Below are 19898 nucleotides of genomic sequence, written 5' to 3'. Positions count from 1 at the left end.
TTCACAGGTGTGCGCATCATCGCGTACGGGTCCGACATCAGCGGCGGTTCAGACTGCGCAGCGCGGTGCGGAGCAGCGGTCCGATGTCCGGCGTGCCGGCTGTTTCCCCGGCTTGGGGGGCCGCGGCCTCGACGGCGTCGTCGGCTTCGCGGGTGCTGTAGCCCAGGCCGACGAGTGCGGCGTGCAGCTGGTGGCGCCACGAAGAGCTGACGGGGCTTCCGACGCCGGCCCGCGGGACATCGCCCAGGGGGAGCCCGAGCTTGTCCTTGTATTCGAGGAGGAGCTTCTGCGCGCCCTTCTTCCCGATGCCGGGCACTGCCATCAGGGCCTTCTCGTCGCCGCCTGCGACCGCCGCGCGCAGGGCGTCGGGGCGGTGCACTGCGAGCATCGCCTGAGCGAGTCTGGGGCCGACGCCGCTTGCTGACTGCAGGAGTTCGAAGACCGCGCGTTCGTCGTCGTCGGCGAAGCCGTACAGGGTGAGGGAGTCCTCCCGTACGACCAGGGACGTCGACAGTTTCGCGGATTCGCCGACCCGCAGACCGGTGAGGGTGGCGGGGGCGCACTGGAGCAGCATGCCGACGCCGCCCACTTCGACCACGACCGTCGTCGGCCCGAGCGCGGCGACCGTCCCGTTCACAAAAGCAATCACAGGGTCATCCTCGCGTACCTCTGGGCAGTCTCGATGTCGGTGTGCGGGCGGCGGCGACCGCGGCGGCGAGCCGGCCTGAGGCTCCGCCGCGCCAGATGTGGCAGATCGCCAGGGCCACCGCGTCGGCGGCGTCGGCGGGCTTGGGCGGCCCGTCGAGCCGGAGGATGCGGGCGACCATAGCGCCGATCTGTGCCTTGTCGGCGCGTCCGTTACCGGTGACGGCTGCTTTGACCTCACTGGGGGTGTGCAGGGTGACGGGGATTCCGCGGCGCGCGGCGCAGACGATCGCGATGGCGGAGGCCTGCGCTGTGCCCATCACGGTGCTGACGTTGTGCTGGCTGAAGACGCGTTCGACGGCGACGCAGTCGGGGTTGTGTCGATCTATCCATTCATTGACGCCCTCCTCGATTCCGAGGAGGCGCAGTGCCAGGTCCGTGTCAGGGGATGTACGGACGACTCCCGCTTCGATCATCTTCAGCGGCTGTCCGACGCCGCCTTCGACCACACCCAGGCCGCAGCGGGTCAGCCCCGGGTCCACCCCGAACACCCGCATGGCCTACTCCCTTCGCCGCATTGTCGACCTGCTGGACCACCGAACATCGAGCGAACATTTGTTCGTATCAATGCGCGTACGACCCTAGTGCACCACGGGCGGGAACCCGGTCACCCCGGGTACGCGTCCACCCGGAAGAGTGAGTACACGTTCTTCCGATAACACGCAGGCCACAGCACTGTTGCGAACCACGGACGCAGGCCGGTCCAACCCCACAGCGCGCATCACCCCGGTGACCTGCGACGCTAAAGTTCAGCACTGTCCCCCTCACCGGAGTTAAGGCCGCCATGCCGTCAGCATCGACCCCTGCTGTACGTGAACCGTCGGCGTCGCCCGCGCAGGGCGTCACGACGGCTGCCGGGCGCGCCCGAAGCGCGGACGCGTGGCGGACGAGGGCGCTCACAGCCAGGGACGCCGCACTGGTGTCGCTGAAAGCCGCCAAGTGGGCGGTGGCCGGCTACCTGGCCGCGCGGGCGGTCAATCTGCTCGTCTTCGCGCTGATGGCGTTCAGTTCCGACAAGCCGTTCTGGAGCCAGGCCGGCGCGTGGGACGGCGAGTGGTTCCGCGACATCGCCGATTACGGATATGTCGACAAGATCCCCGTCTCCCCCAGTGGGAAGCCCTACTGGGTCAACGTCGAGTTCTTCCCGGGTTTCCCTTACGCGATCCGTTTCGTCTCCACAGTCACCGGACTGGACAGCCTCAACGCCGGGATGGTCGTCACACTGCTCGCCGGCGCGGTCTCCGCGTGGGGCCTGTACGCCCTCGGCCGGCAGATCACCGGCAGCCACCGGACCGGCACACTGTTCGCCGTCCTGTGGAGCGTGGGCCCCGGCGCGATGGTGCTGTCGATGGTCTACTCCGAGGCCCTCTTCATGGCCTTCGCCTCGTGGACGCTGTACGCCCTGGTCAAACGGCACTGGATGACCGCGGGGACGCTGGCGATGCTCGCCGGTCTGACCCGGAACACCGGCTACGCCCTGGTGGCCGCGATCGGCGTGGCCGCATTGTTCGCGGTCTTGGAGAAGGACACCGAAGGCCGTCGTACGGGTCTGCTCGCGCGCAAGGCGCGACGTCCCGTGCTCGCCACACTGATCGCACCGCTCGGGTGCGTCGGGTTCATCGTCTGGGTCGGCTGGCTGGCCGGCCGCATCGACGCGTGGTTCTGGATTCAGGACAAGGCGTTCAACCTCCGCTTCGACCTGGGAGTCAGTACGGTCCAGTGGATGCTGAAGTCCTTCACCCAGTTGGGCCGCCCGGTCTACCTGATGTCGTCGTTCATCATCATTGCTTCCGTCGGCCTGCTGATCTGGTCGCTGCGCGACCGCCGGGTGCCGTGGGCGGTACACACGTACACCGCTGTGGTGATGTTCCTGGCGCTGACGACCTCCAACGGCTGGTTCTTCCAGTCGAAGCCGCGGTTCATGCTGCCGGCGGTCACACTCGTGCTGCCACTCGCGGTGCTTATGGTGAAGTGGCCCCGGGCGTTGCAGATCAGCGTGCTGGCGGCGGGGGCTGCATTCGGCGGCTGGTACACGGGCTACCTGGTGTACGTGATCAACACGAACCCGTGACCTGACGGTGTGATTGTCGCCGGGCAGGAAAGTCCACCCGATCCACGGCGGAGGCAAGACCCGCCCCGCTCACGCGGGGGTGGTCCGCCCATACGCAGATTGAACGTCTTGCCCTGCACGCAGCCCCGCTGACGCAGTGGTCGCAGAATTAAAACGTAAGGGCCCGGCAACCGAAGAAGCCGCCGGGCCCTTTACGTACGTCAACTCACTCGCCGTTGAGCTTTTCCATGATCTCGTCGCTGACGCTGAAGTTCGCCCAGACATTCTGGACGTCGTCGGACTCCTCCAGCATGTCGATCAGCTTCATGATCTTGCCTGCGCCGTCCTCGTCGAGTTCGACCTCGACGCTCGGCAGGAAGGTCATGTCCGCGGAGTCGTAGTCGATCCCGGCGCTCTGGAGCGCGGTGCGCACCGCGACCAGGTCCGTCGCCTCGGAGACGACTTCGAAGCTCTCGCCGATGTCGTTGACTTCCTCCGCGCCGGCGTCCAGGACCGCGCCGAGCACGTCGTCCTCGCCGAGTTCGCCCTTGGGGACGATCACAACGCCCTTGCGAGTGAACAGGTAGCTCACCGCGCCCGGCGTGGCCAGCGCGCCGTTGTTGCGGGTCAGCGCGACGCGCACATCTGAGGCCGCACGGTTCTTGTTGTCCGTCAGACACTCGATGAGCACGGCCACACCGGCCGGGCCGTAGCCCTCGTACATGATCGACTGGTAGTCCGCGCCACCGGCTTCGGCGCCCGAACCGCGCTTGACCGCGGAGTCGATGTTCTTGTTCGGAACCGAAGACTTACGCGCCTTCTGCAGGGCGTCGAACAGCGTCGGGTTGCCGACGGGGTCGCCGCCGCCGGACCGTGCCGCGACCTCGATGTTCTTGATCAGTTTGGCGAAGAGCTTGCCCCTGCGGGCGTCCACGACCGCTTTTTTGTGCTTGGTCGTAGCCCATTTTGAGTGGCCGGACATCCGCGCCTCACTCCCTCAAGTCACCAACAAATTACGTCGCCTGCCGAGCAGGCCGGACCGATCCTACCGGGCTGTGCCGCAGGCGAGGTCAGACAGCGTCCCGGACCATCTGCACGAAGTACTCGTGGACCCGCGTGTCACCGGTCAGTTCCGGGTGGAACGAGGTCGCGAGGAGGTTGCCCTGGCGCACCGCGACGATACGTCCGGTATACGGCCCGGCGTCCAGCGTCGCCAATACCCGCACCGGTGCGCCGACCGATTCGACCCAGGGCGCGCGGATGAAGACTGCATCGACAGGGCCGCCCTCGAACGCCGCGAATTCGACGTTGACCTCGAACGATTCGTTCTGCCGGCCGAAGGCGTTGCGACGCACCGTCATGTCGATGCCGCCGATGGTCTCCTGGCCCTCGACGCCGTCCATGATCTTGTCGGCCAGCATGATCATGCCCGCGCAGGAGCCGTACACCGGCAGTCCGGCGGCGACCGCCGCGCGCAGCGGCGGGAAGAGCCTGGCGCTGACCGCGAGCTTCGACATCACACCGGACTCACCGCCGGGGATGACCAGCCCGTCGACCCCGGCGAGCTGGTCGGCGCGGTCGAGCGGGACCGCAGTCGCGCCGACCGCGGTCAGGGCGTTGATGTGCTCCCGTACGTCGCCCTGAAGACTGAGGACACCGATCGTGACAGACACGTGTTCCACCTTGCGCGTTATGAACTGCGTTGCGAACTGCGTTGCGAACTGCGTTGCGAACTGCGTTGCGAAATCGCGTAGTGAACCAGGCCGGGCCCGGACGTCGCGGACGACATCCGGGCCCGGCAGGAAGACTGCGCTGCTTACCAACCGCGGTTGGCGTACCGCTCCGACTCGGGCAGCGTGTCGCAGTTGATGCCGGTCATCGCCTCGCCGAGGTCGCGCGAGACCTTGGCGAGGATCGCCGGGTCGTCGAAGTGGCGGGTCGCCTCGACGACGGCCTTGGCACGCTTGACCGGGTCGCCGGACTTGAAGATGCCCGAGCCCACGAAGACGCCCTCGGCGCCGAGCTGCATCATCAGCGCGGCGTCGGCCGGGGTGGCCACACCACCGGCGGAGAACAGCACAACCGGGAGCTTGCCGAGCTCGGCAACCTCCTTGACCAGCTCGTACGGAGCCTGGAGGTCCTTCGCAGCGGCAAACAACTCATTGCTGTCGAACGCCCGCAGGCGCTTGATGTCACCGCGGATCTGGCGCATGTGGCGCACGGCCTCGACGACGTTGCCGGTGCCGGCCTCGCCCTTGGAGCGGATCATGGCCGCGCCCTCGGCGATGCGGCGCAGCGCCTCGCCCAGATTAGTCGCGCCGCACACGAACGGCGTGGTGAAGGCATGCTTGTCGCTGTGGTTGACCTCGTCGGCCGGGGTGAGGACCTCGGACTCGTCGATGAAGTCGACGCCGAGGGACTGCAGGATCTGGGCCTCGACGAAGTGGCCGATGCGGGACTTGGCCATGACCGGGATGGAGACCGCGGCGATGATCGCGTCGATCATGTCCGGGTCGGACATGCGCGCGACGCCGCCGTCCTTGCGGATGTCGGCGGGGACCCGCTCCAGTGCCATGACGGCGACGGCGCCGGCGTCCTCAGCGATCCTGGCCTGCTCGGCGTTGACCACGTCCATGATCACACCGCCCTTGAGCTGCTCGGCCATCCCGCGCTTGACGCGCGTGGTGCCGGTCTTGGGGGTGTTGTCGGCGGGGGTGGTGGACACGGAAGACCTCACACGTGAGCAGGGTTTGATGTACGAACATCGTACGGGTGGCCGCACTGAGCACAGCATGCCACCTTGTCGAACGACCAGGGCCAATTAGTACAGGTTGGCCTTTGATCCGTCAGGTTCAGGGTCCACCGGGGGTCAGCGTGGGCGGCTCTTCGTCGTCCATTTCGAAGCTGACCGGGTACGGAGCGGTGCCGGCGAGACGCAGGTAGCGCACGATGCGGTGGCGGCGGACGGCACGTGCGCCCCGTACGGCGTCGTTGTGGAATCGGCGGGCCATGGGGACGCGGCGCACAGCGGTCTGGAGTTCGGCCACCAGTTCGGTCCCGCCGGGGCGGGCGCACAAGTCGTCGCGCTGCTCCGGCTCCTCGAACACCAGGCGCAGGGTGCGGGAGAGTTCGCTCTCAGCCAGTTCGCGCTCCTCGTCCGAGGCGTCGCGGGCGGCGTGCGCGGACCCCGCCAGGACCAGGGCGGAGGCCGGGTCCAGGAGCCCGGAGGTGGCGACCTCCATAGCGATCGCGGCACGGCGGACGAGTTGGGCGTCGAGGGCGGCCTTGCTGGAGTCCACCCGGGTGTGCAGCCGGTCGAGGCGGCCGGCCGTCCAGCTGAGGTAGATACCCAGGACGACAACGGCGACGATGATCCAGATGGCGGTGGTCACGTGCGAAGGGTAGTGGCTTCCCGCGGTGTGGCCGTTCCGGCGGTGACCGTCTCGTAGACGCTGAGGATGTCAGCGCCGACTGCGTCCCAGTCGAAGCGCCGGACGTGCCGGGCCGCGTCGTCGCGGAGCTGTGCGCGGCGCTCCGGATCGCGCAGCAGGGCGACCGCGGCGGAGGCCAGCGCGCCCGCGTCCTCGACGGGGAACATCACTCCGGCCCTGCCTGCGTCGAGGACCTGGCGGAAGGCGTCCAGATCCGACGCCAGTACGGGCGCCCCCGCGCTCATGGCTTCGACGAGGACGATGCCGAAGGATTCGCCGCCGGTGTTGGGCGCGACGTAGAGGTCGACGCTGCGCAGCAGCCGGGCCTTGTCCTCATCGCTGACCATGCCGAGGAACTCGACCTTGTCGCGCAGTTCCCCGGGGAGCTTTCCGACGGCTTCCTCAGCGTCGCCGCGACCGGCGACGAGCAGGCGCACACCGGGGATCGCCGCGACGATCGCGGGGAACGCCTCGATGAGGGTGGGCAGGCCCTTGCGGGATTCGTCGATGCGCCCGATGAAACCGATGACGGGCGAGTCCTCCGTACCCTGCCATTCGGTTTTCGGTTCGGCACCGGCGAAGAAGCCCACGTCCACGCCGTTCGGTATGACCACGGCGTCGCCGCCGAGGTGTTCGACGAGGGTGCGGCGGGCGTACTCGCTGACGGCGATGCGCGCGTTGATCTTCTCCAGTGCGGGCTGGAGGATCGGGTAGGCGGCGATCATCGCGCGGGAGCGCGGGTTGGACGTGTGGAAGGTCGCCACGATGGGCCCGGAGGCCGCCCAGCAGGCCAGGATCGACAGGCCGGGTACGGAGGGTTCGTGGATGTGCAGGACGTCGAAGTCTCCGTCGTGGATCCAGCGGCGGACCCGGGCCGCGGACAGGAAACCGAAGTTGATGCGGGCGACGGAGCCGTTGTAGCGGACGGGGATGGCCCGGCCCGCGGACACGACGTACGGCGGCAGGGGTGTGTCGTCGTCGGCGGGTGCGAGGACGGACAGGTCGTGCCCCTTGTCGATGAGCCAGGCCGCCAGGTCGCGTACGTGGTACTGCACTCCGCCGGGGACGTCCCACGAGTACGGGCACACGATGCCGATTTTCATCGCGGGCTCCAAGCGTTTGCTCCGGCCGCACTCGTCGCTTCGCTCGTCGTCTTCACTGGCTGGCCTCGGCCTTCCTGAGTCTTGCCTGGTCGAGGTCGGCGAGCCACAGGGGCTGGAGCATGTGCCAGTCCTGGGGGTGGCGGGCGATGCCCCGGGCGTAGGAGTCGGCGACGGCCTGGGTCATCGCGGCGACCTTTTCCCGCCGGGTGCCGGTGGCGGGGACTTCGATCTCGGGGTGGAGCTGGGCGCGCATCCCGGGTGCCTCGTACGACAGGGTGACGGGGATGAGCGCGGCGCCGGTCTGGACGGCGAGGGCCGCGGGCCCGGCGGCCATCCTGGCCTCTTCGCCGAAGAACGTGACGGGCACGCCGGAGGCGGTGAGGTCACGGTCGGACAGCAGGCAGATGAGGCGGCCTTCGCGCAGTCGCCGGGCGAGCGTGCCCAGGGTGCCCGCGCCGCCGGTGAGCGGCAGGACTTCCATGCCGAGGGATTCGCGGTACGCGACGAACCGTTCAAACAGGGACTCGGGTTTGAGGCGCTCGGCGACCGTGGTGAACGGGTAGCCGTGGATCGCGATGTGCGCCCCGGCCCAGTCCCAGTTGGCGGTGTGCGGCAGCGCGAAGACGACGCCCTTGCCGCGGGCGTGGGCGGTTTCGAGCCGCTCGACGTCGTCGAGCACCATGGCGTCCATGATGTGCTGCTCCGACCAGGACGGCAGCCGGAACGCCTCGCCGAAGTAGCGCAGGTACGAGCGCATCCCCGCGTGGGAGACCTCCCGCAGCCGCGTCTCGGACACATCGGGGCCGAGCACCCGGCGGAGGTTCTTCTCCAGTTGCAGCACGCCGCCGCCGCGGCGTCGCCACACGATGTCCGCGATGGTGCGGAACAGGGCTGCGGCCACCCGTTCGGGCAACCGTCCGACAAGTGCCCAGCCGGCACCGTACGCGGCGTCGGTCAGACGGTCCTTCAGTCTGCTCACGCAGTTCCCCCGTCAGGGATGAAGCCGCGCGGCGGGGGCGGCGGGTCGACCTCCGCGGCCTCCCGCTTCACGGTGGTCATCCGCTGCCAGATGGTGAAGAAGCTGCCGACCGCGATGGCCCACAGGGCGACTTCCTGGATGTACGGGACACCGAGCCCGCTGAGCCCGGTGGCGACCAGCGAGGCCACCAGGCGCTCGGCGCGCTCGACAAGGCCGGAGACGTCGCACGGCAGGCCCAGGGCCTCGGCCCTGGCCTTGGTGTACGACACGACCTGGCCGGTCGCCAGGCAGAAGATCGAAAGTGCGGCCATCCGCAGATTCTCGCCGCCGCCGGCGAACCAGAGGGCCAACCCGCCGAAGACCGCCGCGTCAGCCACCCGGTCGAGTGTCGAATCGAGGAACGCGCCCCACTTGGTGGACCGCCCGATCTGCCGCGCCATGTTGCCGTCGACGAGGTCGGAGAAGATGAACGCGGTGATCACCAGCGTGCCCGTGAGGAACCAGCCCATGGGGAAGAACACCAGTGCGCCCGCGACCACGCCCAGGGTGCCGAGCAGGGTGACCGTGTCCGGGCTCACCCCGTGGCGGATCAGGAAGCTGGCGAAGGGGGTGAGCACGCGCGTGAAGAAGGCACGAGCGTATTTGTTGAGCATCGCCTTCCCGATTCCTGACGTTGGGAGAAGTGGGCAGTACCAAGGTGTGCCTGCTGCGAAGCCCTGGCTGACCCGGTCGGGCCATCGTACTGACTGATCGGTCCCGGCCACGGACCCCCACCACTGTTCCGCCCGCGTGGCCCGGTGCTCCGCCGCGCGGCATCGCCCCGCGTTCCCGGGCCACACCGGACACCACGGCCGAAAACCCCGGAACCGCGGGGCCGCCCCCGCACGGCGTGGCGCGATGGTGGAGAATCCGGACCCGACGGACACTTGTGCACAACCGGGCACCGGCGGAAAGCTGGTACGCCTACCGTCCCTGACACCGGACACCCGGGGCCGTCTGCGCCTGTGACCGTCATCTGAGCATCGTCAACGATCGGTTGGAGACTCTCGGCGCGCCCCCGTACGTCCACGAACACTGAGGAGGTGGGCGCATTGGCGGACAAAGCAGGCAACCGAAGCCGGGCCGGCAGCACACGCGGCCAGAACCAGCCCGGCGGTACAGCACCGGTCGTCGAACGACCGGAGGCGATCCGTAACGTGGTCCTGGTCGGCCACACCGGCGCCGGCAAGACGACCCTGGTGGAGACGCTGCTCGCAGCGACCGGAACCGTCCCGCGCGCCGGGCGCGTCGAGGACGGCACCACTGTCTCCGACTTCGAGGACATCGAGCACCGGCAGCACCGTTCGGTGGCGTTGTCCCTGGCCCCCCTCGTGTTCGAGGGCGTCAAGGTCAACCTCCTGGACACCCCCGGTTACGCCGACTTCACCGGCGACCTGCGGGCCGGCCTGCGGGCCGCGGACGCGGCGCTGTTCGTCGTCTCGGCGGCCGACGGGGTGGACGGCTCCACCAAGATGATCTGGGACGAGTGCGCCGCCGTGGGGATGCCCCGGGCGATCGTCGTCACCAAACTGGACGCGGCCCGCGCCGACCTCGAAGAGATGGTCGCGATCTGCCAGCGGGTCTTCGGCGACCCGGACCCCGACGCCGTGCTGCCGCTGTACCTGCCGCTGCACGCCGACGAGGACAACATCGGCGGCATGATCAGCCTCCTGTCGAGGAGGATCTTCGACTACTCGACCGGCACCCGCGTCGAACACGACCCCGACCCCGAGCACCTGCCGTTGATCGAGGACGCGCGCAACCGGCTCATCGAGGGGATCATCTCCGAAAGCGAGGACGAGTCCCTCATGGACCGCTACCTCGCCGGCGAGACCATCGACCTCGACGTGCTCGTCGGCGACCTGGAGACGGCGGTCGCCCGCGGCTCCTTCTACCCCGTCCTGGGCACCAGTTCGGGCAACCTCCTGGGCAGCGTCGAACTCCTCGAACTGATCACCCGCTGCTTCCCGTCCCCGCTGGAGCACGAAGTCCCGCCGGTGACGACTCCGGAGGGCAAACCACGCGAGCCGCTGTCCTGCGACCCTGAAGGCCCGCTGGTCGCCGAAGTGGTCAAGACCAGCTCCGACCCGTACATCGGCCGGATCAGTCTCGTCCGGGTGTTCTCCGGCACGCTGCGACCCGACGCGGTCGTCCACGTGTCCGGGCACGGCATGGAGGACCGCGGCCACGAGGACCACGACGTCGACGAGCGGGTGGGCGCGCTGACGTCCCCGCTGGGCAAGGCGCAGCGGCAGATCCCCCTCGGCATCGCCGGTGACATCGTCGCGGTCGCCAAACTCAGCCGCGCGGAGACCGGCGACACGCTGTCGGACAAGGAGAATCCGCTGCTCATGGAGCCGTGGATGATGCCGGACCCGCTGCTCCCGGTGGCCATCGAGGCGCACAGCAAGCCGGACGAGGACAAGCTGTCGCAAGGTCTGGCCCGGTTGGTCGCCGAGGATCCGACGATGCGGCTCGAGCACAACCCTGACACCCACCAGCTGGTCCTGTGGTGCATGGGCGAGGCGCATGTGGAGGTGCTGCTCGAACGGCTGCGCACCCGCTACGGCGTCGAAGTGGACGCGATCCCGCACAAGGTCTCCCTGCGCGAGACGTTCGCGTCGAGCGCCTCAGGACGCGGGCGGCATGTGAAGCAGTCCGGCGGGCACGGGCAGTTCGCCGTGTGTGAGGTCGACGTCGAGCCGCTGCCCGTGGGATCCGGCTTCGAGTTCGTCGACAAGGTGGTCGGCGGTTCGGTGCCGCGGCAGTTCATCCCGTCGGTGGAGAAGGGCGTCCGCGCCCAGATGGACAAGGGTGTCGCGGCGGGCTACCCGCTGGTGGACCTGCGGGTGACGCTGCGGGACGGCAAGGCGCACTCGGTGGACTCGTCGGACATGGCGTTCCAGACGGCCGGGGCGCTGGCGTTGCGGGAGGCCGCGGCCAGTGTGGACATCCACCTCCTTGAGCCGGTCGACGAGGTCCAGGTGATCGTCTCCGACGAGTACGTCGGCAACGTGCTTTCCGACCTGAACGGGAGGCGCGGCCGGGTGGTCGGCACCGAGCCGGTCGGCTCGGGCCGGACGCTGGTCCGCGCGGAGGTGCCGGAGATCGAGATCAGCCGGTACGCCATTGATCTGCGTTCGATCTCGCACGGTACGGCCCGGTTCAGCCGCAGCTACCTGCGGCACGAGCCGATGCCTCCGTCACTGTCGGCGAAGGTCCGGGCGCAGGCCGAGGCCTGAGAGAAAAACGGTCTTGGAGTTCGCCGGGCGGGGGTTGCCCGGGAAACTCCAGGATCGTTTTTGCGGTGACCCCGCCACTGTGGCGATCCTGGGTTTTGCAGGGCTTCCGGAATAGGAGCAGTTGCCCTGGAAAACCCAGGATCGTCACAGTGGGCGGTCAGCCCGGCGGCACCGGCAGGCCGTGCTCCTGCGCGGTGAGCGCGAGCAGCACCGCCGCCCCGGTCCACGCCAGCGGTGCCACCGAAGCCGGCTTGCCCGCCGCGTCGACCTTCTCCGGCAGGGAGCCGCGCGGTGTCCGGTGCGCAGCCAGCCACTCCAGCCAGTGGTCCGCGCCAGTCCGGTCACCGCTCGCTGCGGCGAACAGTGCGAAGCACGCCGTCTCCGGTGTCCACGCCGCGGTCGGGTCGCCGCCCCAGGCACCGCCCGGCAGTACGCCCCCGTTGGACAGCGTCAGCTTGCCGGCCGTCTTCCGTACGGCTTCTGTGACATTTTTGTCCGGTGCGGCGAACGGCGGTCCCAGCCAGGTCACCGCGGCGTCGGCTTTGCCCCCGGCCGAAGCGGTGCGCGGATAGCCGTGCGCTCCGAACTTCTTGGTGATCCCCGCCTGGAGCCGGGTGGCGGCCCGCGACCAGCGGTCGGCTTCGCCGGTGTGTCCCGTACGGCGGCCGAGATCGGCGGCGGACCGCAAGCCGGCGAGCAGGGGCCCAGCCGTCCCGATCGTCACCTGGTCGCCGCGGGTCTCCCAGTAGTCGGGGCCGGCCGGCGGCAGGCCGTCCTTGCCCAGGAGTGCCGCCGTACGGTCCGCCGCGCGGGCGACGGTCGGCCACAGGTCGGCCATCCCCTGGCTGGCGACGGGGTCAGCGGGGTTCTGCTTCATGTACCAGAACCACACCGCCCACGGCACCCACCCGTTGCCGTCCAGCTGGGCTTCCCGCCCGTCAGGGGTGTCGCCGGTGTGGTCGTAGCGGGCTTCCCACTCGCCGTCAGGCCGCTGGAGCGAGGCCAGGTGGCGCAGCACGGCGAGTGCTTCTGAGCTGTGGCCGGTGGCGGCGTACGCGGCGGCGGCCCAGCTGCCGTCACGGGGCCAGGTGTACTTCCAGATGGTCCACCAGGAGGCCGAAACCGCGCCGTCGGGCGCGGTCAGGAGTTTCATGTCGAGGAGGGCGCGCTGGGCCATGTCGCGGGTCTGCGGCGTACGGCCGGGTATCGCGCCCTGGGCCAGCCACGCCTGCTCGGCGGCCGTCGGCGGGGTGTCCGGGGCGTCGACCGGAAGGGTGACGAGCCCGTCGGGGCCGGCTGCGATGCCGCCCATGAGCAGCGGCCGGGTGGTCGGGCGCTCAGGGGAGGCGCCGACGACACTGAGGACGATGGCGACTGTCACGGCAGCGGCTACGAGGGCGAAGAGTCGGCGCACTGTCCGCCTCATGCGCGCCCCTTCGTCCTGGTGGCGGGCCGCCGGTAAGCCGGACCGCATAAATGTTATTAAAAGTGTACGGACGTGTTGGATGGCGCGCCGGGCCGGTGCACAACCGCCGGTGACAGGCGTCGTAGGCTCCCCTCGTTACGGAATCCGTCACGGCGCTCGTCACGCAGGTCGTGACGCAGTGCGTCACGCAGTCCGTTACTCGTTCCGTTACGCAATCAACCAGTCCATGCCCTTTGGTGGTCGAGCAGACGCATGAGTGAATCGAACCGGCGCTCTTTCCTTCGCGGAGTCGGCCTCGTCGGCGCCGGTGCGGTGGCCGGCGGTGGAGCCGTCGCCGGGATCAGCGCGCTCCCCGGCGACTCCGGCAAGCCGAAGCACGGCCCCGCCACCCCGGCCGACCGGCACCAGCACCCCAAGCACAGTCACCTCGGGGTCAACTGGAGTGTCGACACCGACAAGAAGCTCATCGCCCTGACGTTCGACGACGGCCCCATGCCGAACTGGACGCCGATGGCACTGGACACGCTGCGGGCGGCCGACGTCCCAGCGACGTTCTTCCTCGTCGGCCAGCGGGTCGAGAAGAACGCGGCGATCCTCAACGGCCACGACCCCAGGCACGAGTTCGGCAACCACACGTGGGCGCACAAGAACCTCGCCACGATGGGCGCCGACGAGGCGTACGAGGCGATCCGCCGGGCGCACGACGCGATCGAGAAGGTCGTCGGGAAGGAACCGACGCACCTGCGGCCGCCGTACGGACACCTGGGCGGCACGACGCTGCTCGCCGCGGCGAACCTCGGCTACAACCTGACCCTGTGGTCCTTGCAGATGGTCGAGTCGGAGTACGTCGACAATCCGCCGGGCCTGGTGAAGTACATCGTGGACGCGGCGGTGCCTGGCACGATCCTGCTCGCCCACGACACCGGCCCGCAGGACCGCCTGGTCGCGCTCAAGGGTCTCGCCGACATGGCGAAGGGACTGCGGGCGAAGGGGTTCGAGTTCGTGACGGTGTCGGAGCTGATGAAGGAGCAGAAGCAGTAAGGCCGTACGGACTGCGCCTCAACCCTCGCGCAGCTTCTGGCCGCCTTCGCCGATGAGCTTGCCATCGGCGTCGAAGGCGAGCAGCAGGGCGTGTGAGGAGTTGTTGGTGGTGATGGCGAACGTGCGTACGCCCGGCCCCCGGCGGTCCTCGACGGTCTCCCCGGCCTGGGACTCTCAGCCCCGCTCGGTCCCCTTGGCCCCCGGCCGCAGGTGCGCCGGCAGCGCGCACGCCGCCGTGCCGCCCGGCATCCTGTCGCGGTTCTTCGCGATCAGCTTGTAGACGGCGGCGGCGATCCACTTCACCGGCGGAACACGGATGAGTCCGCCGAGGACGGCGTACGGCCCTCCGGCGCTCAGCAGGAGTTTCGCGACGGCGTCAGCGCCCCCGTACACCCGCCCGGTCGGGGTGACCCACAGCAGTTCGTACTCGGCGCGTTCCTGGTCGACGCCGTATTCGGCCAGGTCGTCGACGAACTGCCAGGCGGTGATGTCCGCGTCGAACGGGATGTGGTCCTCAGCGAACTGCACGCAGCGGGTGCAGAAGGCGCAGTCGCCGTCGAAGATCAGAGTCGGGCGGGCCATGGGTGTCCTCTCACAGGATGAGCGTGATCGTCGCGTGCGGAATACCCGCGGAAACGCCGTCTCCCGTACACGACGGTCAAGTTGCCGCGGGGGTTCGGACAAAGGGCCGGGCAGGGGTTCGGGCAGACCTTCAGGCAGTCGGCCAGGCGTCCGCGAGCATCGCCCTGGTCTCCGCGAGCAGCTGCGGCAGGACCTTGGTGTGCCCCACCACCGGCATGAAGTTCGTGTCCCCGCCCCAGCGCGGGACTATGTGCTGGTGCAGGTGCGCGGCGATGCCCGCCCCGGCGACGTGGCCCTGGTTCATGCCGATGTTGAAACCCTGCGCACCCGAGGCCCGGCGCAGCGCGGTCATGCCCCGCTTGGTGAAGTCGGCCAGCTCGGCGGTCTCGGCAACGTCCAGGCCGGTGTAGTCGGCGACGTGGCGGAACGGCACGATCATCATGTGGCCGCCGTTGTACGGATACAGGTTGAGCACCGCGTACACGCTGGTCCCGCGGGCCACGACGAGCGCTTCGACGTCGCTCATCGCGGGGATGGAGCAGAACGGGCAGCCCTCGTCCGGCTCGGGACCGGTGGGCTTGTTCTCCCCTTTGATGTACGCCAGCCGGTGCGGTGTCCACAGGCGCTGGAACCCGTCCGGCTCGCCCACCCCGTTCTGCAGTTCCAGCTCCGGCTCGCTCGTCATGGACGGCAGCATATGACGTGGGCGGGGTGCTGCTGCCTGCGGGTGACCATGGACTTACGCGCTACGACCTACTTTGATGTCGCGATCTCCGTATCCTGGCTGTGACGAACCGAGCCGATCGGAGGCCCGAGGTGAGCGCGACCACCGCACCTCGTTCTGGACACGCGACTGTGCCCCCTATGCCGGGGAACGACATCCCCTCCGTCCGGGCTGCGTTCGCCGCACTGGCTCCCGGCCGACTCGCGCACTTCGACCAGGAACTGGCCGAGGCCGCCGAACAGGCCCGGACCACGTCGGCCATAGCGCCGCTTCGCCTGTTCGTCTTCACCTGGCGGCAGCGGTTCTTCCTGGACCGCGACCCGGTGGTTTCCGCCCGGGTGACGTCGTTGGAGGAACGCGCGCAGACGGGCCCGGATGCGGCAGCGGCGGCCGCTGAGCTGTCCGCGTTGCTGCGACTGGCGTCGCAGGCCGCTGCCTCTTGACCGAACCCGACGAGCCGTGGGTGCTGGATCTCGACCTGGTCGCTGACGCACTCGCCGCACTCCCCCTGCGTGTCCAGGCCGAGTTCCTGAAGGCCGCAGATGCCCTGTGCGCAGACGGCCCCTGTGTCACCGGCCGCCCCATGAACCCGGACAAGCCCCACGGCATCCAGCAGGTCGACATCGCCACCGGGGACTGCTTCCTGCAATATCTGGCTCTGGTCCGGGGCAAGCGGGTCGTGGCGATCAATCTCGTCTGGATCGGCTGACTCAGCCGCCGGCCAGCAGCGCGGCCACCTTCGCCCGTACGGCCTCCTGGTCGAACCCCCGCACCGTCGCGGTCGTGCGCCGCCGCAGGACGTCGTCGACGGTGACCGCCCACTCGTGGTCGCGGGCGAAGACGACCTGTGCGGCGATGTCCGGCCCTTCGGGGTGGAGCCGTTCGCCGAGCGCGGGGTCCTCCTCGACCAGGCGCATGACCTTGTACGCGTAGGACCCGTAGTGCTTCGCCAGGTGCCCCGCCACAGCCGCGTCGATCATTCCGGCGGTGTCCGGGTTGGCCTCGGCTTCGAGGAGGACACGCTGCGCGACGGCGTTCGGGTCGGCGATGCCGGGGAGCGGCATGGCGCGCAGCTGCGGCAGTCCGGTGCCCTCGCCGAGCGGGTGGCCGGGGAGCTTGGCCAGGTGGTCGAAGACGACCCGGCCGATGTGCCGGTAGGTGGTCCACTTGCCGCCCGCCACGGACAGCATGCCGCCGCGGCCTTCGGTGACGACCGTCTCGCGTTTGGCTTTGGCGACGTCGCCGGGACCGCCGGGCAGGACGCGCAGTCCGGCGAAGGAGTAGACGATGTCCTCCCGGCGCAGCGCTTCGGCTCTCACCGCGTGGGCCGCTTCGCCGAGGATCTGGTCGGTGTCGGCTTCCGTGCAGCGGACGTCGGCGGGGTCGCCGGTGTACTCCTCGTCGGTGGTGCCCAGGAGCAGCCGGTCCTCCCACGGGATGGCGAAGGACACCCGTGTCTTGTCGATGGGGACGGTGAGCGCGGCCTTCCACGGGTTCTTCTGCTTCAAGACCAGGTGGGAGCCCTTGGACAGCCGGACGCTGGGTTCGGCGTGCGCGTCCTCGAGGCGGCGCAGGTGGTCGGTCCACGGGCCGGTGGCGTTGAGCACGAGCCGGGCGTCGACGCCGATCGACGAGCCGTCCGTACGGTCGGACAATTCCGCGCCGGTGACGCGGCCGTGCTGGTTCTTGCGCAGCGCGACGACTTCGGCGTGGTTGAGGACGACCGCTCCGGCGTCGACGGCGGCGCGGACGGTCATCACGGCGACACGACTGTCGTTCATCTGGTGGTCGTAGTACATCGCGCACGCGCGCAGGTCGTCCGTACGCAGGTCGGGGACCCAGTCGGCCTGGGCCTTCTGCGGGCTGATGACCTTGCCGGTGCCGTCGCCGAAGGCGGACAGTGCGGAGTAGAGGAAGACTCCGGCACCGAGCACGGGCGCGCTGACCGGGCCGTTCTTCAGCACGGGCACGAGGAACGTCAGCGGGCTGACCAGGTGCGGGGCGATGGACGTGCCCAGTGCGCGGCGCTCACGGTGGTTCTCGGCGACCAGTTTCAGGTTGCCGTTCTGCAGGTAGCGCAGGCCGCCGTGGACGAGTTTGGACGAGGCCGAGGAGGTGGCGCCCGCGAAGTCGCCGGCGTCGACCATGGCGACCCGCAGGCCGGTCTGCGCGGCGGTCCAGGCGACGGCGGTGCCGAGGATCCCGCCGCCGATGACCAGGAGGTCGAACCGGCCGCGGGACAGTTCGTCGCGGGAGCGGGCGCGCTCGGCGGAAGCGTGCGGCGCAAGAGACGGGATGGTGTGCGCAGCAAGCGGAGCGGGGGCGGTCTTCATGCTTCGTACACACCGTCTTACGTCGTTGCGGACAGGCACTGCGGGGCGCTCACCATGGCGGGATGCCGACTGGTTGTTCGACTGGAACGCCCCGACAGGTGGAGAACGAGGGCGGGCCCCGGAGGGTTCCCTCCAGGGCCCGGCCCGCTCTTCGACCGCGCCGGCGATCGGCATGCCGTTCGGTTCACCCCCGCTCACGCGGGGCGTCCTGCTCAGACTTGGATCCGGCGCTCCACAGCGTCGACGATCTCAGCGATGGCGTCCGCGATCAGAACGCCGTTCTTCTGCTCACCACTGCGGTAGCGGAACGACACCGCGCCCGCCTCCATGTCCTCGTCGCCGGCGATCAGCATGAAGGGCGCCTTCGCCTTCTGGTGGTTTCTGATCTTCTTCTGCATGCGGTCGGACGAAGCGTCCACCTCGACCCGGATGCCCCGCTTCTTCAACTGCGCCGCGACCTCCTGGAGGTACGGCACGTGCGCGTCCCCGATCGGGATGCCCACCACGGTGACCGGCGACAGCCACGGCGGCATCGCGCCCGCGTAGTGCTCGAGCAGCACCGCGAAGAAACGCTCGATGCTGCCGAACAGTGCACGGTGGATCATCACGGGGCGCTGCTTGGAGCCGTCGTCCGAGGTGTACTGGAGGTCGAAGCGCTCCGGCAGGTTGAAGTCGACCTGGATGGTCGACATCTGCCAGGTCCGGCCGATCGCGTCGCGCGCCTGCACGGAGATCTTCGGACCGTAGAAGGCGGCGCCGGCCGGGTCCATGACCAGGTCGAGGCCCTGCTTCTCGGCGGCCTGCCGCAGGGTCTCGGTGGCCTCTTCCCAGTTCTCGTCCGACCCGATGGACTTCTCCGGGTCGCGGGTCGAGAGCTCCAGGTAGAAGTCCTCCAGGCCGTAGTCGCGCAGCAGGTCGAGCACGAAGGTGAGCAGCGAGTCGAGCTCGCCGGCCATCTGCTCGCGGGTGCAGTAGATGTGCGCGTCGTCCTGGGTGAACCCGCGGGCGCGGGTCAGGCCGTGCACGACGCCGGACTTCTCGTAGCGGTAGACCGTACCGAACTCGAAGAGGCGCAGCGGCAGTTCGCGGTAGGAGCGGCCGCGCGCACCGAAGATCAGGTTGTGCATCGGGCAGTTCATCGGCTTGAGGTAGTAGTCCACCTCGCCGTCGAGCTTCATGGGCGGGTACATGCCGTCGGCGTACCAGTCCAGGTGGCCCGACTTCTCGAACAGGGTGCCCTTGGTCGCGTGCGGGGTGTAGACGAACTCGTAGTCCGCCTCTTCGTGCCGCTTGCGCGAGTAGTCCTCCATCGCGCGGCGGATGACGCCGCCGCGGGGGTGGAAGACGGCGAGCCCGGAGCCGATCTCCTCGGGGATGGAGAACAGGTCGAGCTCGGAGCCCAGCTTGCGGTGGTCGCGCTTGGCGGCCTCCTCAAGGAAGGTCAGGTGTGCCTTGAGCTCGTCCTTGGTGGGCCACGCGGTGCCGTAGATGCGCTGGAGCTGCTTGTTCTTCTCGCTGCCGCGCCAGTAGGCGGCGGCAGAGCGCATCAGCTTGAACGCGGGGATGTTCCGGGTGGTGGGGACGTGCGGGCCGCGGCACAGGTCCTTCCACTCCAGGTCGCCGGTGCGCGGGTGCACGTTGTCGTAGATGGTCAGCTCGCCGGCGCCCACCTCGACGGCCGCGCCTTCGCCCGCGGTCGCGGCCGAGCCCTTGAGCCCGATGAGCTCGATCTTGTACGGCTCGTCGGCCAGTTCGACGAGGGCTTCCTCGTCGGTGGTGACGCGTCGGGAGAACCGCTGCCCCTGCTTGATGATCTCCTGCATCTTCTTCTCGATGCGCTTGAGGTCTTCGGGGGTGAACGGGGTCTCGACGTCGAAGTCGTAGTAGAACCCGTCCTTGATGGGCGGGCCGATGCCGAGCTTCGCGGCGGGGAAGAGGTTCTGCACGGCCTGCGCCAGCACGTGGGCGGCGCTGTGCCGCATGACGTTGAGACCGTCCTGCGAGTCGATGAGGACGGGCTCGACCTCGTCGCCGTCGAGGACGACGTACGCCAGGTCCTTAAGTTCCCCGCCGACGCGCGCGGCCACGATGGACCGGTCGCCGTCGAAGAGCTCGGCGGCGGTCGTGCCCGTAGTCACCACGCGCTCGTCCCGTTCGGAATCGCGTTTGATGAATACTCGGGCCTCGGACACCGCTGTCTCCTGACATGGGGGTTGGTTCTTACAGCCCTGATGTTATCGAGC

The 19898-nt window shown here is 69.1% G+C and carries 19 protein-coding genes; 5 read left to right on the top strand and 14 right to left on the bottom strand.

Features of this window, described 5'->3' with window-relative positions; translation table 11 throughout:
• Positions 1 to 37 precede the first annotated feature (37 nt).
• A complete protein-coding gene (gene ruvA / locus AC0Z36_RS10320; RefSeq protein ID WP_485462458.1) occupies positions 38 to 649 on the bottom strand; it encodes a Holliday junction branch migration protein RuvA in 612 nt (203 codons plus the stop codon).
• A gap of 4 nt (positions 650 to 653) precedes the next feature.
• Positions 654 to 1202 (bottom strand): crossover junction endodeoxyribonuclease RuvC, encoded by a 549-nt coding sequence (gene ruvC, locus AC0Z36_RS10315; RefSeq protein ID WP_485462457.1) that lies wholly within the window; start codon positions 1200 to 1202, stop codon positions 654 to 656.
• 287 nt (positions 1203 to 1489) lie between these two features.
• Between ruvC and AC0Z36_RS10310 the strand changes: the two genes are divergently transcribed.
• Positions 1490 to 2776: a mannosyltransferase family protein gene (locus AC0Z36_RS10310; protein ID WP_485462456.1), complete on the top strand. Its 1287-nt coding sequence runs from the start codon at positions 1490 to 1492 to the stop codon at positions 2774 to 2776.
• Positions 2777 to 2981: 205 nt separating this feature from the next.
• On the opposite strand, the gene AC0Z36_RS10305 is transcribed toward AC0Z36_RS10310, so the two are convergent.
• The 7 genes from AC0Z36_RS10305 to pgsA form a co-directional block, all read right to left on the bottom strand.
• Positions 2982 to 3737: a YebC/PmpR family DNA-binding transcriptional regulator gene (locus AC0Z36_RS10305; protein WP_485462455.1), complete on the bottom strand. Its 756-nt coding sequence runs from the start codon at positions 3735 to 3737 to the stop codon at positions 2982 to 2984.
• A gap of 88 nt (positions 3738 to 3825) precedes the next feature.
• Positions 3826 to 4428 carry a pyridoxal 5'-phosphate synthase glutaminase subunit PdxT gene (pdxT, locus tag AC0Z36_RS10300; RefSeq protein ID WP_485462454.1) on the bottom strand — a complete coding sequence of 201 codons (603 nt, stop codon included), beginning with the start codon at positions 4426 to 4428 and terminating at the stop codon, positions 3826 to 3828.
• 143 nt (positions 4429 to 4571) lie between these two features.
• Positions 4572 to 5480, bottom strand: a complete 909-nt coding sequence (gene pdxS, locus AC0Z36_RS10295; RefSeq protein ID WP_485462453.1) for a pyridoxal 5'-phosphate synthase lyase subunit PdxS — start codon at positions 5478 to 5480, stop codon at positions 4572 to 4574.
• 127 nt (positions 5481 to 5607) lie between these two features.
• Positions 5608 to 6147 (bottom strand): LemA family protein, encoded by a 540-nt coding sequence (locus AC0Z36_RS10290; protein ID WP_485462452.1) that lies wholly within the window; start codon positions 6145 to 6147, stop codon positions 5608 to 5610.
• Complete coding sequence (locus tag AC0Z36_RS10285; protein ID WP_485462451.1) at positions 6144 to 7289, bottom strand: glycosyltransferase family 4 protein; 1146 nt, start codon at positions 7287 to 7289, stop codon at positions 6144 to 6146. The genes AC0Z36_RS10290 and AC0Z36_RS10285 overlap by 4 nt, the downstream gene beginning before the upstream one ends.
• A 52-nt stretch (positions 7290 to 7341) precedes the next feature.
• Positions 7342 to 8268, bottom strand: coding sequence for a phosphatidylinositol mannoside acyltransferase (locus AC0Z36_RS10280; protein WP_485462450.1), 927 nt, complete (start codon positions 8266 to 8268; stop codon positions 7342 to 7344).
• On the bottom strand, positions 8265 to 8921 hold the full coding sequence (pgsA, locus tag AC0Z36_RS10275; RefSeq protein ID WP_485462449.1) for a phosphatidylinositol phosphate synthase: 657 nt from the start codon (positions 8919 to 8921) through the stop codon (positions 8265 to 8267). The genes AC0Z36_RS10280 and pgsA overlap by 4 nt, the downstream gene beginning before the upstream one ends.
• Positions 8922 to 9359: 438 nt before the next feature.
• Here pgsA and AC0Z36_RS10270 point away from each other — a divergent pair, with 438 nt between their 5' ends.
• On the top strand, positions 9360 to 11549 hold the full coding sequence (locus AC0Z36_RS10270; RefSeq protein ID WP_485462448.1) for an elongation factor G-like protein EF-G2: 2190 nt from the start codon (positions 9360 to 9362) through the stop codon (positions 11547 to 11549).
• Between the two features lie 157 nt (positions 11550 to 11706).
• On the opposite strand, the gene AC0Z36_RS10265 is transcribed toward AC0Z36_RS10270, so the two are convergent.
• On the bottom strand, positions 11707 to 12975 hold the full coding sequence (locus tag AC0Z36_RS10265) for a glycoside hydrolase family 15 protein (RefSeq protein ID WP_485462447.1): 1269 nt from the start codon (positions 12973 to 12975) through the stop codon (positions 11707 to 11709).
• Between the two features lie 252 nt (positions 12976 to 13227).
• Here AC0Z36_RS10265 and AC0Z36_RS10260 point away from each other — a divergent pair, with 252 nt between their 5' ends.
• Positions 13228 to 14016, top strand: a complete 789-nt coding sequence (locus tag AC0Z36_RS10260) for a polysaccharide deacetylase family protein (protein WP_485462446.1) — start codon at positions 13228 to 13230, stop codon at positions 14014 to 14016.
• A 174-nt stretch (positions 14017 to 14190) separates the two neighbouring features.
• On the opposite strand, the gene AC0Z36_RS10255 is transcribed toward AC0Z36_RS10260, so the two are convergent.
• Both AC0Z36_RS10255 and AC0Z36_RS10250 read right to left on the bottom strand, forming a co-directional pair.
• Positions 14191 to 14598, bottom strand: coding sequence for a thiol-disulfide oxidoreductase DCC family protein (locus AC0Z36_RS10255; protein ID WP_485462445.1), 408 nt, complete (start codon positions 14596 to 14598; stop codon positions 14191 to 14193).
• A 130-nt stretch (positions 14599 to 14728) separates the two neighbouring features.
• The gene (locus AC0Z36_RS10250; RefSeq protein ID WP_485462444.1) at positions 14729 to 15295 is read right to left on the bottom strand and encodes an HIT family protein; all 567 of its coding nucleotides are present in this window, start codon (positions 15293 to 15295) and stop codon (positions 14729 to 14731) included.
• Between the two features lie 167 nt (positions 15296 to 15462).
• On the opposite strand from AC0Z36_RS10250, the gene AC0Z36_RS10245 reads away from it, so the two are divergent.
• Complete coding sequence (locus tag AC0Z36_RS10245; RefSeq protein WP_485462443.1) at positions 15463 to 15765, top strand: DUF6247 family protein; 303 nt, start codon at positions 15463 to 15465, stop codon at positions 15763 to 15765.
• Entirely contained in the window at positions 15762 to 16031 is a 270-nt protein-coding gene (locus AC0Z36_RS10240) for a hypothetical protein (RefSeq protein WP_485462442.1), read from the top strand. The genes AC0Z36_RS10245 and AC0Z36_RS10240 overlap by 4 nt, the downstream gene beginning before the upstream one ends.
• A 1-nt stretch (position 16032) precedes the next feature.
• Here the strand turns inward: AC0Z36_RS10240 and AC0Z36_RS10235 are convergent, their stop codons facing one another.
• Both AC0Z36_RS10235 and thrS read right to left on the bottom strand, forming a co-directional pair.
• Positions 16033 to 17655: a glycerol-3-phosphate dehydrogenase/oxidase gene (locus AC0Z36_RS10235; protein WP_485462441.1), complete on the bottom strand. Its 1623-nt coding sequence runs from the start codon at positions 17653 to 17655 to the stop codon at positions 16033 to 16035.
• A gap of 212 nt (positions 17656 to 17867) precedes the next feature.
• On the bottom strand, positions 17868 to 19847 hold the full coding sequence (gene thrS, locus AC0Z36_RS10230; protein ID WP_485462440.1) for a threonine--tRNA ligase: 1980 nt from the start codon (positions 19845 to 19847) through the stop codon (positions 17868 to 17870).
• Between the last annotated feature and the right edge of the window lie 51 nt (positions 19848 to 19898).

This window comes from Kitasatospora sp. UYEF31 (genome assembly GCF_057291755.1).
This window is presented reverse-complemented; position numbering and strand designations above follow the sequence as displayed.